This is a genomic window from Halobacillus litoralis (assembly GCF_020171725.1).
Classification (GTDB): Bacteria; Bacillota; Bacilli; order Bacillales; family Halobacillaceae; genus Halobacillus; species Halobacillus litoralis_F.
Map to the genome: position 1 here is coordinate 1 of NZ_JAIVAJ010000005.1, position 15,968 is coordinate 15,968.

Annotated in this window: 18 protein-coding genes; 3 read left to right on the forward strand and 15 right to left on the reverse strand. The window is 37.4% G+C overall.

What is annotated here, in order from left to right; all coding sequences use genetic code 11:
• Positions 1-162: IS3 family transposase (locus tag LCM20_RS10025; RefSeq protein WP_225195724.1), on the forward strand; the 162-nt coding region annotated here is incomplete at its 5' end.
• On the opposite strand, the gene LCM20_RS10030 is transcribed toward LCM20_RS10025, so the two are convergent.
• Together LCM20_RS10030 and LCM20_RS10035 are read right to left on the reverse strand one after the other, a co-directional pair.
• Entirely contained in the window at positions 106-387 is a 282-nt protein-coding gene (locus tag LCM20_RS10030) for a hypothetical protein (RefSeq protein ID WP_225195742.1), read from the reverse strand. The two genes, LCM20_RS10025 and LCM20_RS10030, sit on opposite strands and share 57 nt — an antisense overlap.
• 30 nt (positions 388-417) lie before the next feature.
• A complete protein-coding gene (locus tag LCM20_RS10035; protein ID WP_225195324.1) occupies positions 418-774 on the reverse strand; it encodes a hypothetical protein in 357 nt (118 codons plus the stop codon).
• A gap of 237 nt (positions 775-1,011) precedes the next feature.
• On the opposite strand from LCM20_RS10035, the gene LCM20_RS10040 reads away from it, so the two are divergent.
• Both LCM20_RS10040 and LCM20_RS10045 read left to right on the forward strand, forming a co-directional pair.
• Positions 1,012-1,269 (forward strand): helix-turn-helix domain-containing protein, encoded by a 258-nt coding sequence (locus LCM20_RS10040; protein WP_225195325.1) that lies wholly within the window; start codon positions 1,012-1,014, stop codon positions 1,267-1,269.
• Positions 1,256-1,465, forward strand: a complete 210-nt coding sequence (locus LCM20_RS10045) for a hypothetical protein (protein WP_225195326.1) — start codon at positions 1,256-1,258, stop codon at positions 1,463-1,465. Before LCM20_RS10040 ends, LCM20_RS10045 begins: the two co-directional genes overlap by 14 nt.
• 285 nt (positions 1,466-1,750) lie before the next feature.
• On the opposite strand, the gene LCM20_RS10050 is transcribed toward LCM20_RS10045, so the two are convergent.
• The 13 genes from LCM20_RS10050 to LCM20_RS10110 all read right to left on the reverse strand — a co-directional run bounded on the left by LCM20_RS10050 (position 1,751) and on the right by LCM20_RS10110 (position 15,763).
• Positions 1,751-2,956, reverse strand: coding sequence for a glycosyltransferase (locus tag LCM20_RS10050; RefSeq protein ID WP_225195327.1), 1,206 nt, complete (start codon positions 2,954-2,956; stop codon positions 1,751-1,753).
• The gene (locus tag LCM20_RS10055) at positions 2,956-4,353 is read right to left on the reverse strand and encodes an O-antigen ligase family protein (protein ID WP_225195328.1); all 1,398 of its coding nucleotides are present in this window, start codon (positions 4,351-4,353) and stop codon (positions 2,956-2,958) included. Before LCM20_RS10055 ends, LCM20_RS10050 begins: the two co-directional genes overlap by 1 nt.
• A 16-nt stretch (positions 4,354-4,369) precedes the next feature.
• Positions 4,370-5,023: a CatB-related O-acetyltransferase gene (locus tag LCM20_RS10060; protein WP_225195329.1), complete on the reverse strand. Its 654-nt coding sequence runs from the start codon at positions 5,021-5,023 to the stop codon at positions 4,370-4,372.
• 7 nt (positions 5,024-5,030) lie between these two features.
• Positions 5,031-6,317 (reverse strand): lipopolysaccharide biosynthesis protein, encoded by a 1,287-nt coding sequence (locus tag LCM20_RS10065; protein ID WP_225195330.1) that lies wholly within the window; start codon positions 6,315-6,317, stop codon positions 5,031-5,033.
• Positions 6,318-6,365: 48 nt separating this feature from the next.
• On the reverse strand, positions 6,366-7,520 hold the full coding sequence (locus tag LCM20_RS10070) for a glycosyltransferase family 4 protein (RefSeq protein ID WP_225195331.1): 1,155 nt from the start codon (positions 7,518-7,520) through the stop codon (positions 6,366-6,368).
• Between the two features lie 70 nt (positions 7,521-7,590).
• Entirely contained in the window at positions 7,591-8,910 is a 1,320-nt protein-coding gene (locus LCM20_RS10075) for a nucleotide sugar dehydrogenase (protein ID WP_225195725.1), read from the reverse strand.
• Complete coding sequence (locus LCM20_RS10080) at positions 8,885-10,180, reverse strand: glycosyltransferase family 4 protein (RefSeq protein WP_225195332.1); 1,296 nt, start codon at positions 10,178-10,180, stop codon at positions 8,885-8,887. Before LCM20_RS10080 ends, LCM20_RS10075 begins: the two co-directional genes overlap by 26 nt.
• Before the next feature lie 3 nt (positions 10,181-10,183).
• A complete protein-coding gene (locus tag LCM20_RS10085) occupies positions 10,184-10,801 on the reverse strand; it encodes an acetyltransferase (protein ID WP_225195333.1) in 618 nt (205 codons plus the stop codon).
• Positions 10,791-11,447 carry a sugar transferase gene (locus tag LCM20_RS10090; protein ID WP_225195726.1) on the reverse strand — a complete coding sequence of 219 codons (657 nt, stop codon included), beginning with the start codon at positions 11,445-11,447 and terminating at the stop codon, positions 10,791-10,793. The genes LCM20_RS10085 and LCM20_RS10090 overlap by 11 nt, the downstream gene beginning before the upstream one ends.
• The gene (locus LCM20_RS10095; RefSeq protein WP_225195334.1) at positions 11,447-12,580 is read right to left on the reverse strand and encodes a DegT/DnrJ/EryC1/StrS family aminotransferase; all 1,134 of its coding nucleotides are present in this window, start codon (positions 12,578-12,580) and stop codon (positions 11,447-11,449) included. The genes LCM20_RS10090 and LCM20_RS10095 overlap by 1 nt, the downstream gene beginning before the upstream one ends.
• Before the next feature lie 400 nt (positions 12,581-12,980).
• Complete coding sequence (locus tag LCM20_RS10100; protein ID WP_225195335.1) at positions 12,981-14,849, reverse strand: polysaccharide biosynthesis protein; 1,869 nt, start codon at positions 14,847-14,849, stop codon at positions 12,981-12,983.
• Positions 14,803-14,988 (reverse strand): hypothetical protein, encoded by a 186-nt coding sequence (locus LCM20_RS10105; protein WP_225195336.1) that lies wholly within the window; start codon positions 14,986-14,988, stop codon positions 14,803-14,805. The genes LCM20_RS10100 and LCM20_RS10105 overlap by 47 nt, the downstream gene beginning before the upstream one ends.
• A 1-nt stretch (position 14,989) precedes the next feature.
• The gene (locus LCM20_RS10110) at positions 14,990-15,763 is read right to left on the reverse strand and encodes a tyrosine-protein phosphatase (protein WP_318247312.1); all 774 of its coding nucleotides are present in this window, start codon (positions 15,761-15,763) and stop codon (positions 14,990-14,992) included.
• Positions 15,764-15,968 lie beyond the last annotated feature (205 nt).

The following is a 15,968-nucleotide window of genomic DNA, read 5'->3' on the forward strand; positions in this document are numbered from 1 at the left end:
AAGACAGAGTTCATTCATGGAGAAACATTTAGAAGCCAGGCCGAACTGGACGTGGCCTTATTTGATTATGTCCACTGGTACAATAACATTCGAATTCACGGGACATTAGACTACCTTACTCCGGTCGAATACAAACAGAAGAACCTTAAAAAAGTTGTCTAATTTCGTGTTGACAATCCACCTCTTCCTCACAAACGGAACAAACCCAAGCACCTTCCACCACCAAGGCATCGACTCAAAGTGAGAAAGCCATTCCCTGTAACGCTCCCTTACCCTCTCATACTCCTCTTCCATTTCACACTTCCCATCCATCGCCTCCCGAAGCCGCCGAACCACACTCGCACAACCCGGATATTCCGCCTCATACCTCTCAAACCGATCCAGCACCCACTGCCTCTTCCCATCAAGCGCCACCAACTACTCATGAAGCAGCCGCTCACACTCCTCAAGCGACCGAACCCCATGCCCAAAGAACGCAGAACACTCCTGAATCATCCGGTCCCTTGACCCTTCAAGAAACCCACGCCCCTTTATCTTTTGAAAAATAGAGCCGCCGTCCTTATCCGAATACTGGAATCCCTCTTGTCCAGCTTTCTCTTCTTCTCTCTGCGACGGGAAATACGCCGCAAACTGAGCCTCCTCCGCCAGCCAGCGCTGCTCCAGATTCCCAGCCCACACCGGCTTGATCCGCTTGAAAGAATCCATAATGTTCGTCACTGCTTGATTGTTTGTAGAAAACGCCACCATCAAAGGAGGATCTTGAACACTGATCATAGAATTCTACTTTAGCTTAACTGTAATACGACTTCCTTCTATTCATTGCATCGGTTGACAAGTTTTTTCTATCTACACCTTCTGATGAAGTCATTGACGAATTTCCCCAAGATGACTGGAGCTGATGACTGAAGCTGATGACTAAAATGAAAATTTATTGTGCTCAAATTCCAATAAAACCCAAAATGAGACTCATAGTCCGTGGTGCGACTAGTCAATCCATATGATGCTTTGCGTATGAATACAAATAGAGAAAACGAAGAAGCACGTATTAAACAAGCATTCGGACAACGAGTTAGACAACTTAGACTAGAATTAGAGATGTCACAGGAAGAAATGGCCATTCAAGCTGGATTTGACCGTACGTACATAAGCAGTGTGGAAAGAGGAGAACGCAATCCGGCACTTACAACAATCTGTAGAATCGCCAATGGCTTAAACATCCTTCCAAATGACCTTATTTCTGAAATCAGGTACATGGATGAAAAGAAATAATGGAAACCCACTGAAGAAAGAAGTTGTGGTTCTGCCAGTCGGGCGTAAGAAGATCTGGGTTGAGGTATATGAAGCTGATGAGTTTATGGCGATGGTGGAGTTGCCGAGAGGAGTGTACAAGGTAGAAGGAGCAACTCGTGCTGAGGTGATGAATGTGCTGATGAAGGTCATTGTGGAGAATAAGCCAAGTTCTTGATAGAAGAGAACCTGACTTATTTGTGAAACTTATTATGCTCAATGTTTCACATGTTATCATGTATTTTAGTATGGAAGCGCCGGTAGATCTCGGCGCTTCCACATTTACTCTTCAACTAATCCGTCCAAATAAAGCCATTCCAGAGCATTTTTTGCCTATCTTCTGTCATTTATGAATTGTTGAGCATACGCAAGTACCGTCCCCATGTTTTTAGATAAAGGAGTGGAGAAGCGGGAATGTCCCGACACTTACAATAAACACTCCCCTATAGGAACCGCTATCAAATCAGTTTTGAGCATCATTACTATCTTTAGAGAATGCACCTATTGTCTTCTCTACATTTTTTCCCCATGTAAAATTACTCATTACAATGCTTTTACCTTTATTACCCATTGACTTTGCTAAAGCAGGTTTATTAAGTAACTTCATAAAAATTCCCGAAAGCTTTTGGTGATCATTAGGGTTAATTAAAAACCCTTCGTAATTATTACTTACTATGTCTTCCACACCTTGACCTAAACATCCAATTACTGGTTTTCCACATGCCATTGCTTCAATATATACAACGCCAAATGCTTCACTCCAACTAGGTAAAGAAAAGACATTACACCTTTCCATATAACTTTTGACCTCAAAATTACTTTTTCGTCCTATGAATTTTACATTATTGCCTAAATTTAAATTATCAACTAATTCTTTTAACCTTTCTTTTTCCGGTCCATCTCCTATAATTTGATATTCCACATTTGGATATTTACTTGCTAATTCTGCTAAAGCAAGTAAATTAGTATCAATTCCTTTTGTATGAATCAAGTTAGACACACTTAATATCACAAACTTATCGGTATTTTCTTCTAGGAAATCATTCTCTAGAAACCTTTCATTAACACCATTATGTATAACATGGAATTTTTCGTCATCAATATCCTTAAAATATTTCTTCCTTAGATAATCTAGTTTATTGGAGACTAAAAATATACCTTTAGCATCCTTGAAAGTTTGGTTCAAAGGTTGAAAGTTTCTTTCTCGTTGTATTGTAGAAGCAAAATCCTTCCCATGTATAGTCACAAAGTATGGAATATTGTAAATTCGGCTAATTTTTCTGGCTGTAACCCCATCTGGCATTGCTACGTGAGCGTGTATAATATTAATCGAATATTCATTGATTATTCTTCCCACAAACTTCTTTATACCAAAATACATTAAATCTCCTGAATAATTCTCTAAGATTAATTTAGGTAATTGAATATACCTTGGCCTATATATGTTAATACCTTCAAAAGATTCAAAAAACGGCAACTCACTGTACCTTTTCCACTTAGAATTAAAAGTTTTTATTATAGAAGGGGCAAGAGGTGTAGGAGATACAACAACGACATTGTGTCCTTGTTTTTGCAATTCTTTAACTTGTTCATGAACAAATACTCCATTTGTCTCAAAAAGGCTAGATGGGTACATATGTGATAATATTAGTATATTCAATTTAATCACTACTCTTCCATTTTAGTTTGAGCATTAATTGTTGCTGGTAATATAGCCAATATAGACCAAAATAAAAAGTTTACAGTACTAACTCCTCCAGATAAATGTGATTCAAATAATTGATGAACTAAGAAGCTAAAACACATAGAAAAGCAAACAGTTAAAATAATTTTTGAAGTGTATGAAAGTTGCTTTTTTATTTTCACAAAGCTGTTGTAGTAACTTACTAGAACGCTCACAATAAAGATTAAAAAAAACATCAACGTAACCAAACCATTACTAGCAGCTATTTGTAAATATGCATTATGTGCAGATATTTTCTCACCAATAAAATTCGTCACTTGAAAATCTCCTGGACCTACTCCAAATAAAGGATTATCTATAATTGAGCTTAAACTTTTTTCCCAAATAGTATTTCTGTAAGACAGCCCACCGTATTCAATTTTATTTCTAAACCTTTCATACGCATTTAAAAATAAATTATTAGAATTAATAAAGGGTAAAGTGGCGATGAACATGAATAATATAAGCAATAATGGCTTTAAGGATTTTGTGTTTTTTTGTAATATAACAGAAATTAATAGGGACAATGTAATAAATAACATTGCTGATCTAGAAAAAGTAGTAAGAATCGATACTATTAAATAAAGAGTGAATAATAGATACCTAATTTTCTCAAACTTATGTGAACTGCATAGATAAAGAATAAAACCAATAGGTACTCCAAACATTATTATCGATCCATAAGTATTCGGATTATCAAATACTCCAAAAGAGATTACATTTCTATATAATTGAGTTTCTTGAGTTAGTTTAGTCGCCCCAAAGTTCCATACAAATCCAAAATAACTTATTAAATGACCTATTATTGATAAAACTACTAAAGAATAAAATATAATTTTTAGGAAATGCAAGATTTTTTCTGTATTGTTTAAATATATACTTTTATTAAAAAGATAGAACGAAAAGACAGTGACTAATATACTAATGAAAATCCACAAACTATTAATGAAATCATGCCCTTTTGTAACGGATGCAAAGATACCTAATAAATACAATAATACTAGCCATTCCGGACCCTTTAATAAAGGAACACTTTTAAAATTTTCAAGCCTCCGGTTTGTAAGATAGAGGTACAAACAAAGCAAAATAAAAATATAAATATACCCTTTTAAAAAAAGTAAATAATAATCGTTAAAAAGCTTTGTATTAATCAGCATTATAGAAAAGACATTTAAATAAAACCAAATTTTAAAATTATTCTTTTTTAATGAGATTAAAAATATTATTGATGAAATAATAACTAGCGAAATCGGATAATATCCTAAGGCAACACTTAAACCCACTATGATACTTAACATAAAAAGTAGCAAAGATGTTTTCAGGTTATATGATATTAAAGACATTTATTATACCTCAATTTCATTTAGAATTCCATTGTGAACCATTAATGAATAAAGCTTTTTGTTTTTTTAATTGATCAAGTGGAAGGTTCCACCATTTAAGCGATTCTATATAAGCAATTTCACTTTCATCAAATCTGTATTTTATTAATTTTGCAGGTGTACCGCCTACAATAGCAAAAGGTGAAACGTCCTTGGTAACAACTGCTCCAGCAGCTATTATTGCTCCATTTCCGATTTTTACCCCCTGAAGTATAACCACGTTAGCTCCAATTAAAACGTCATGCCCTATCACTGGAGGAGAATGGTAATCATTCTTCCAAGTTGTGGACTCTTTAAATATATTATTCTTTCCATAAAGTTTCGGAGAAGTCGAAATATACTTAATGGGATGATCTGCCGGACCAATAATTGAAGAATATGAAATTGAACAAAAATTTCCTATATCTGCAGAAAATATTTTTGTATTTGAATTAACGTAAGTATAGTTGCCAATTGATACACCTCTTCTTAATAAAACACCCTTATTGATATTACTACCTTCTCCAATTTTTACACCTTTCCCTATTAAGTGAGACTCGATTGTTGTGTGCTTATATCTCTTTTGTAAAGTTTTAATTTTAATTGAGTTTTGAATTATATTTGGGGTAATTCTTTTTATGATTTTCAGCATATTAATATCACCTATTATTATTATTATTATTGAGGGTAATACTATAAATCCACATTCCAAATATTATGGTTAGTAGCGAACCAACGAATGAAATAACTTTTAACATGAATAATATCTCTGAAGTGAATGAAGAAACAAATACTGCTCCTAAAAATACACTTGTTTGAACTGCAGAATAATAAAAGGCCTGCTTTTGTTTTTGAAGTAATACAAAAGTCTGAGCAATTGGTGACCCGATAAAGTTAAAGAACAACCATGGGGATAAAATTTGGGCGTAGACCCCAGCCTCTGCCCACTCAATACCAAAAATAAAAGAAAAAATTTCAGAACCAAATATTGAGATGCATATAAAAATCGGAGCAGCTACCATGCTTAATTTGGTAACTATATTTAGGAGTAAGGAAGTTATGTTCTCTCCTTGGTTAATTTTCTCACTCGCTCTTTGATTATAAACTCTTGAAATGGAGAAACCTATTAGCCCCAGAGGTGCTTTTAATACGCGGATAGTAAACCCATAGAATGCTACTACACCTGCACCAAAAGAATATGATATTATTAATAACGTAACATTTATCATTGCCATATCTAAAAAGGCATGTAATGAGTTATATATAGGCATTTCTCTATATTTAATAAGATTCCTCTTGATTAAGAGCTTTGAAACTTCTTTTTTAAGTCCTCTCATAAAGCTCTTTTCCTTATTAATAAACAAGTACATTGCAGGGATGAAGAAGCTTAAAGTATATCCTATAACTAACCCTGTAGCCCCTAATCCTATTAAGCCTAATAAGACACTTGAAACCCCGTTTACTAATGATTGATTCATTCTTGATATGGCCATTTGTTTATATTTTTTTTCTCTGTTTTTAATGAAAAATAATATTTGATAACACCCATAAGAGAATACTGTAAAGGGTAATAAATAAAATAATTCACTAAAGTCGACATTAGATAACAAATCAGATATTAAGTCAACAACACTTGTTCCCATCGCTACAATTAGAGTAATAGATATTAGAATAATGAAGCTTAAAAAGACTAAATTGTACACATGCCTTTCTTTCTTAGGAAGTAATATTGCTATTTCATATCTGCCAGTAGAAATAATGGCAACCATTGAAGAAACAGATACGAAAATTGTAAATACTCCATACTCTTCTGGGGAATATATTCTAGTTACTATAGGTAGCATACCTAAAGTAATAGCCTGTGCTAAAACTGTTCCTGATAGCAAGGTAAATATATTACGCACAAAATCTCGCTTGAATACTTTTTTGAATATCAATTTTCTCATTCCTACTCAAAGCAAATTTCCCTAAATTCAAATTGTTTTTACTAAGGACTAAGTTTTTTGCTCAACTGATCCTTTTAAGTATAAGCCTTTATATTTTTTTGTTATTGTACTCCAATTAAAACTAGTTATTTTACTTGCGCATTTCCTGGATATATCAGGATAATTATCCAATATTTTAAAAACAGCATTAGTTATATCTTTAATATTATTTGGCTCAATGGGATACCCTACTTCCCCCGACCGGAAATATCCATCAATTCCTTGGTCCTTGGAGTAGATAACTGGTAGCCCCATAGATAATGCTTCTATATAGACTATTCCAAAAGTTTCATTGACAGACGGCATAATGAAAATATCACTTACTTTCATTATGCTTGATATCTTCTCTTTATTACTTATGTACCCATGAAATATAACCTGGTCAGTTATTTTGAGATCATTAGTCAGTTCTCTACAATAATTATCTAAGGGACCTTTACCTATTACATTTAACCTTACGTCATAGCCTTTATTTTTCAATTCGTAACAACTGTACAATACTGATTCAATATTTTTATTCTTATCGAGATTACCTACAAATATTAATGTCACTTTTTTATGTTTAATATATTTACCTTTTGGTGATATTTGGTTTTTGTGCCAGAAATCATCAATCCCGTTTGGGATTGTTAAACATTTCCCACTAATTTCATTCTTAATTCGTTCAGGTAATACCTTCAAGACTTTCTCTTTATAAGCTGGAGATATAAACACAATAAATGAAGCACTTAGTAGAATTTTGTACATAAAGGGTCTTAAATGAATGCAATATTTATAGAAGATATTCACATCGGTATTTCTCACATTGATAGCATAATTTATTCCATGTCTACGATATAATCTATACGCTGTCCCGCCATCACTGAAAAGTGTATGCGCATGTATAAATGAAATATTTCTTTTTGAAATTATTAAACGTTCTATTTCATGCAACTGTTTTCTAGTTTTATTAAAATAAAAAAATCTGTCATGTTTATTTAAAATATTATTATAATAGTATTTAATTGTATTATATTCAGATGGTAATTGGTTTATGCCCTCAAAACTTTCATTCTTTATTGGAATAAAAACATGCTGGTTCACCTGATCTTTTGAAAGTTCTTTAACTAAATTAGCATAAAGCGTATTACCAATGTAGTAAGAACATATATGCAAAACTTCCATCCCTAACCTCCCTAATACTTTACATCGAAGAGAATTATTCAATTAACCTATTTTGTCTTCAAAATAAAAATTATAGACTCCAGTAACTATAACCAGCCTTTTTGATTTTCTCTTTGTCTAAGATACTCTTAACATCAACAATGATCTTTTCTTTGTTTGGATGCTGACCAAACATACTGTCTAATCGTTCAGTTGTAATATTTTTGAAAATGTCATGTGCAACCGCGAACACAAGGCAATCAGCATCGTTTATCGTATCAAAAGGAACTAAATCTACCCCATACTCGCTCTTAGCATCCTTCGATTCTGCATAGGGATCAACCACAATTGGCTCAATTTCATAGTGATTAAGACGTTGAATAATATCCTCTACTTTTGAATTACGTGTATCAGGGCAGTTCTCCTTGAACGTAATACCTAAGATAGCAACTTTTGCTTGTTTAACTACCTTGTTCGCTAGAATTAATTCTTTGATAATTGCATCCGCTATAAATGCGCCCATTCCATCATTAATTTTCCTACCTGACAAGATAATTTGCGAATGATAGCCTAGTTTTTCAGCTTCGTATAAAAAATAATATGGGTCAACACCTATACAGTGTCCACCAACCAGTCCAGGTGTGAATTTTAGTGCATTCCACTTAGTATTCATTGCTTCGACAACTTCCTGTGTATCAACTCCCATACGGTCAAAAACCATTGCCAGCTCATTCATGAATGCAATGTTGATATCACGTTGGCTATTCTCAACTACCTTGGCTGCTTCAGCTACTTTGATATTACTAGCCCGATGAACCCCTACATCAATAATTAATTCATAAACTTTAGCAATTTCGGCTAAAGATTCTTGATCCACACCAGAGACAATTTTAGTTATATTCTCCAAACGATGAACTTTATCTCCGGGGTTAATACGTTCTGGGGAATAACCTACTTTAAAATCTATTCCACACTTCAGCCCTGATTCACTTTCAAGAATAGGAATACAAACGTCTTCAGTTACTCCTGGATATACAGTAGATTCATATACAACAATTGAACCTTCAGTAAGATTCCTTCCAATAGTTCTACTTACACCCTCGATAGGAGTCAGGTCTGGCGTCTTATCTGCGTTTACTGGTGTAGGAACAGCTACAACATGGAACTTTGCATCCCGAAGCTTACTTGGTTCGGAAGTGAAATCTACTGTCGTATTCCTTATTACTTGATCACCCACTTCATTGGTAGGATCTATTCCACTCTTATACTGCTCAATTTTTTGCTTACTAAGATCAAAACCAATGACATCAACCTTCTTAGCAAAAGCAACCGCTATCGGCATTCCTACGTATCCTAGTCCAACAACCGATATTTTTTCCCCTTTATTAACTAGTCTTTCGTACAGTTTCATCATCTGATAATTCCCCTCTTTCATCAACAGTCTCAAAAATATCAATCAGCTTCTTAGTCAATTTATTAAAGTCAAAGTGATGGGCAGCTTCCCTGGCATTATCCCCCATTTCAACATTCTCTCTCTCATCACTACTCGCTGTAAGTATAGCTTGAGCAATGCCTCCAGCGTTTTGTACCGGCACACTCACTCCACATTTGAATTTATCACAAATACTATAACCTGTTTTATATGTTTGCACTATACACTTCCCAGCTGCCAAATATTCAAAAAATTTATTCTGACTTTGACCATATTTGTCAAGTGATGTACTTGAATTATGAAGTATATTAATATATGATCTTTTAAGAATAGATGGTATATACTTTTTCTCCACGCGTCCTTTAAATACTACGTTACTAATATCTTCATCTTTACAGCGCTTTTGAAGTGCCTCCATCTCATCACCTGAACCATAAATCAAGAACTTTATGTCCTTATTACCTTGATTCTGAATTATCTTTGCAGCATCTAACAGCATTCCAAGGTTATTTACTTTCCTGATAGATCCGGCATATACAACATTTTTATAGTTCTTATTATCTAAATCTGCATCTGCTTTTTTATATTCTTTGCTGTTTTTATCGAATTTATCAATTACTATCCCATTACTTATATGCTTTACTTTATTAATATCTAGTTGGTTATCCCATTTTTGATCTAATATATATTCTCTGCCTCCCTCCCACGTCATAATGATAGAGTCAGCATGTTTATATATCCACTTCTCTCCTTGGTATAATACTTTCGCAATAATACTTTTTCTATTTAAAGCACCATAAGCCACAATACTTTCTGGCCAAAGATCCCTTACTTCACAGACACAAGGGACACCTAGTTTTTTTGCTACTTTTATTCCTGCAACTAAGGTAAGAGGATGTACGCTTGAAGCTAATATTAAATCCGGCTTACCATATTGTTCTGCATAATCTTTTGTTACAGAAAAAAGATTCTTATAAAATGAAAACATGTTTTTAATTCGCTTTAGTCCATTACCTATATATTGAGGTGTTTTCACAAACACAAAGGTTATTCCATTAGTCGATTCTGAAGTGAACATGTTACTACCTGTATTTATATTTTCAATTGAATTATGAACTGTAGAAGCACAAAAAATAGTAGGTTTATACCCTTGCTTAACTAAGTTTTCTGCGAACCAATAGTGCCTTCCCGCTTTATCCTTATACATGTTCGTTGCATAATGATTCCAAATCCATATATTCTTCTTCATATTCTATACTCTCCTAACCGGAACACCGACATAAACTCCTGGTTCAGATATATCCTTCACCACAACAGAACCAGCACCAACTTTTGACCATTTGGTAATGGCTATATTATTACTAACTACGCTGCCAATGCCTAACCAGGATCCTTGGCAAACCTTTACAGTACCTGCTAAATGCACACCTGGAGAGATATGAACAAAATCTTCTATAAAGTTGTCATGGTCAATTGTAGAAGAAGTGTTAACAATGCAGCTTTTCCCTATTTTAGTACAACAGTTAACTACTGCCCCTGCCATTACAGCTGTTCCATTACCTATTTTTACTTGATTTCCGATAACTGCATTAGGGTGAACTAAGACAGGAATAGACGCACCAACTGTTTCAAGCATCTCATGAATTCTTTGTCTCGTAGCATTATTGCCAATACCAATAAATATTTCGTACTCCTCTACATATGTAAATATATCTCCTGAAGTGCCAATGATGTCTAACCCCATTGATGTATAGATGTTTTTATTGTCATCTAAAAAGGAAATAACCTTCCATCTATTCATCTTCAAAGCAATATCCGCAACAACTTTACCATGACCACTAGCCCCAATTATCAGAAGTTTATCTTTCATAGTCACACTCTTTCTTTTCACTGCCTTGAAAAGCTTCCATGGTAGCAGCTGTCTCTGAATTAATTCCTTCTCTAACCAAAGCCTTCTTAATAGTTAAAAAGATAATCTTCCAGTCTGCCGCAAAGGTGACATTATCTACGTATTTTACATCTAGACTGAACTTATCTTCCCAACTGATTGCATTCCTACCGCTAATCTGAGCTAATCCAGATAACCCAGGTCTTGATTCATGTCTACGCTTTTGATGATCATTGTAAAGAGGCAAATACTGTACTAGTAATGGTCTAGGTCCCACAAGCGACATATCACCTTTCAAAATATTGAATAGCTCAGGCAGTTCATCGAGAGAAGTCGATCTAAGAAACCTCCCAAACTTGGTTAACCTAATATGATCTGGGAGTAATTCCCCTTCTTCATCTCTTTCATCCGTCATCGTTCTGAACTTATACATCATAAAGATCTTCTCATTTTGACCTGGTCTCTGTTGCTTAAATAATATAGGGCTCCCCAACTTAAATTTCACAAGAAGAGCTGTTATCGGCAGAACAGGGATAATGGTAAGCAATAGAATAGCAATCAAAGAAAGGGTGAAATCCATAGGACGTTTTACGAATTTGTTATATACACCAACTTGTTTGGGTTGCATCACTTTAACCACAATCCTTTGATGGTCTTCACAACTCTTTCCAAGTCCCCATCCGTCATTTTGGTGTCAGACGGTAAGCAAACACCATTTTCAAACAACCGTTCTGAAATGCCATCACCAACGAATTCATATCCTTCAAAATAGGGTTGTAGATGCATCGGCTTCCAAACGGGTCTGGACTCAATTCCTTCTGTCTCAAGAGCATCCATTATATCTATTGGCCTAACCTGATTACCGCTCACTGTCATAGAACTCAACCAATAGTTAGGTTCATCCCATTCGTTAACAGGCATAAACTCAACACCTTCCAGATCACTCAACTCATCCTTATAATATTCGAAAATGTACTTCTTCTTTTCTACTCTCTCTTCTAGCACCTTAAGCTGTCCTCTTCCAATTCCAGCCGCAACATTGCTCATTCTATAGTTGAATCCTAACTCGCTATGTTGGTAGTGTCTTGCTTGGTCTCTAGACTGAGTCGCCCAGAACCTCACTTTGGCAACTCTCTCTTCATTATTAGAAACGAGCATGCCACCACCAGATGTGGTTATGATCTTATTTCCATTAAAAGAAAAGATCCCATAATCCCCAAAAGAACCTGTATGTTGGCCTTTATAATATCCGCCCAGTGACTCAGCAGCATCTTCGATTACAGTAACATGATACTTACTGCATACTTTCATAATCTCATCCATATCTGCTGAAAGCCCATAGAGGTGTACGACAATCACTGCCTTTACTTCCGGGTATTTCTGAAAAGCGACTTCTAAAGCTTTCGGACACATATTCCATGTTTTATAGTCACTATCAATAAAGACAGGAACCGCATTTTGATAAATGATTGGGTTAGCAGTTGCAGAGAAAGTTAAAGATGGGCAAAACACAACATCTCCTTCTTCTACCCCAGCTGCTTTTAGTGCTAGATGAATAGCTCCTGTACCAGATGATAAAGCTGCAGCGTCTTTAGACCCGACTTTAGTTGCCAGCTCCTTTTCAAACTGATTCACATTTTCCCCTAGTGGTGCAATCCAGTTTGTATCAAATGCTTCTTGTACATATTGCATTTCATATCCCTCATCGCTCATATGAGGGGACGAAAGGAAGATCCTTTCCTTTGCTCTTGTTGTACCCATCTCCAACCTTCCTCTCATTTCTAAATATTACTTCAGTTGATTAGGAGTGAATTGGATATTTCATTTATGTTCCAACAAACTACCAATCAACCGAATTTAATTCAAAACAAAAAGAACCTCGAAAAGGCTCTAATTAACTTACAACTACAATCAAAATTCCAAAGAAAAATAAACAAAAAAAACTAGAAGGGCATTCAACCCCACCTCACGCCACACCAATGGTAACAATGTGTACCTAAGGTGATTTTACTACCCACAGCGTAGCCGAGTGCCTCCATTGATAAAGGTGAAGGAGACAATACCTTAGCAAAGTAATTCTATCTTGTTTAGAACCGCAGAGATGATGTCAACGTACCTTCTGCGGTTCTTGTGTTGCAATTAACGTTAGTTAGCTATTTCGTTATCCTCGCGCTGAAACCAATTCCCCATTAATCCCAACCAACGACTTCTGATCCGAATTCGCAAGCCCAATCGCTACCTGCTTCAGCTCATCATCACTAATATGCTCATAATGCTTCACAACCGTCTCCACATACCCCGAATCAAACCCAACCGTCTTCCCAATCAGAATCTTCGGAAAAATGGGCTCCCTATGAACCTCGTCTTCACCTAGTAACTCCTCATACATCTTCTCACCAGGACGAATGCCCGCGAACTTAATCGGAATCTCATCCTCTGTAAATCCAGAAAGATGAATCAAGTTCCGTGCCAAATCGACAATTTTAACCGGCTCTCCCATATCGAGGACGAAGATTTCACCACCTCTTGCCAGTGTCCCAGCTTGAAGCACGAGTCTTGATGCTTCTGGGATCGTCATGAAGTAGCGGGTCATGTCTTCATGAGTTACGGTGACGGGACCGCCGTTTTTGATTTGGTCTTTGAACAATGGAATGACAGAACCTCGGCTACCTAAGACGTTTCCGAATCGTACGGCGACGTATTTGGTTTGGCTTTGTTTGCTTAACGTCTGGATCACCATCTCGGCCATGCGTTTGGTCGCACCCATGATGTTCGGTGGGTTGACAGCTTTGTCGGTCGAGACGAGGACGAAGGTTTTGACGCCTGCTGCGTCAGCCGCTTCGGAGACGTTTTTCGTTCCGATGACGTTATTTTTGAATGCTTCTTTCGGATTGACTTCCATCAGCGGGACGTGTTTATGCGCCGCTGCGTGGTAGATATAAGACGGTCCGTAGTCTCGTACGACTTGGAAAATGCGGTCGCGGTCCTGGACGTCTGCGATGACCGGAATGACTTCGGTATCGATCTTCATATTGTTCAGTTCTTTATGAATATGATAAATGCTGTTTTCTCCGTGTCCGAGCAGGATCAGCTGCTTCGGTCCGAACTTGGTCAGCTGCCTGCAGATCTCTGAGCCAATCGATCCTCCGGCACCTGTGACGAGGACAGTGCGGCCTTTGATTTCAGCGTCAATCGCCTGGATGTCGAGTTCGACAGGTTCGCGACCGAGGAGGTCTTCGATTTGGACGTCGCGGATCTGGTTGACGGAGACATTACCTAGTGCGATGTCTTCAAGCATCGGGAGCGTTTGGATGTTTTGAACGACGGTTTTCGTCTGTTCGATGATGTTCTTAATCCGCTCTCTTGTGACACTCGGCATCGCAATCACGACGTGGTTGACATTGTACTCTCTCACTATGTATTCAATCTTAGTCGAACCGCCCAACACCGGAAATCCACTGATTGTTAAGTTATGTGTCTTATAGTTATCATCGACAAAACCAACAATATTTGTATAGCTTTCGGCAGAATCTTTCAATTGTCGCGCAAGCATCCTCCCTGCCGCTCCTGCACCGATAATCAAGGTGTTCTTGCGACCCTGATGGTCAGGAAGCGGCTTGGACTTTGACGTCAGCTTCAAGCCGTACGTATTGTAATATCTCCAGGCGAAGCGTACGCCTCCGATAAAGATGATGTGCAGCAGCCATGTAATGATCAAGGCGCGCTCGTATAGTTCACCGAAAGCTGCGGATTGGACGATGGCTGTGGCTGCAATAGAAAGACTGACGACGACGATGATGCCGAACAGTTCTTCCATGCTGGCGTAGCGCCACTTCTTCCGGTACATGCCGAGAACAGAAGAAAAGAAGTGGTGCCCGACAAGTAACGTAATGGCGCTGACGAGAACGGTCGTATCAAAGACGGCGAAATAGGGATTTAAGAAAAAGTGCGACATATAAATCGAGAACGATACGATAACGGAATCAATCGCAATCAACAGCATTAAACGCGTTCTGAAAGCTGCGGTCATTCGGTTCACTCTCCCTTCCTTGTTTTCTTCGCTCAATGGCTTTATTGATTTCACGCTCTAAAGCGTCCAGCTTGTCTTCTGGTGCGTCGTACTTAATGTAACGAATCGTCTTGTTGACGGATTTGGGTAACTTCCTCACATTAAAACAACCCTAGGAATTTTTTCTTCTTCACGTGCTTCGGCGGTTCCGCTGAAAGCACTTGATTGTCGACGAGGTACTCGGCGTTCTCTTGGAAATAGTAGACCATCGACCACCCGTACTTTTTCTCGATCTCTGCGTAAGCGTCCTTCATCGCAAACCCGCGACTCTTCGTGTTATGCGCATCCGATGCGATGATATGGGCAAGGTTCGCCTCGATCAGCTGGTGCGATACCTTCTGATTCTTCTTGCCGAACCTGCCAGTCAGGCTTGCGGCAGTGATTTGGGTGAAGCTTCCCTTTTTTACAAAGGAGTAAAGGATGTCTGGATCTTCTTGGATCTGCTTGTTGCGTTCCGGATGGACGATGACGGGACGGTATCCTGTGACTTGCAGGTCAAATAGCAACTGGCTCGTGTAACGGGGGACGGTATCGAAGGGAAGTTCGACGAATACGTAACTGGTGTTGTTGATGGTAAGGACGTCGTCGACTTCGATGGCTTCGAGCATGTCTCCGTTGATGCGTGTCTCCTGTCCGGGGAGGACGGTGAGATCGATCCCTGCTTTCTTGATGTGTGCGTTGAGTTCTTCGACTTTCGGCCCGATGTCTCGTTTGGTGTTTATGTAGGCGCCGTTCATATGGTGTGGTGTGGCGACGATGGTACGGATGCCTTCTTCGGTTGCCTGTCGTGCCATGTCGAGGCTGTCTTCGATGGTTTCGGCTCCGTCGTCTACACCTGGTAGTATATGACTATGAATGTCTATCAAAAGACTCACTCCTTTCATAGTTTTATAGGATATTGGCATAATTTATTGTTTAATTTTTTCCTGATTGGGTAATGGCTGTATTTAGTATATCAGTTAGTGGAAATTATTGAAACGGCTTTTTTGTGAGATTTTGTTAAAGATACGGGAATATTGCCGGAATATATATCTTACTATTTATAATGTGAAAATCATCTATAAGTAGTAGAGGTATAAT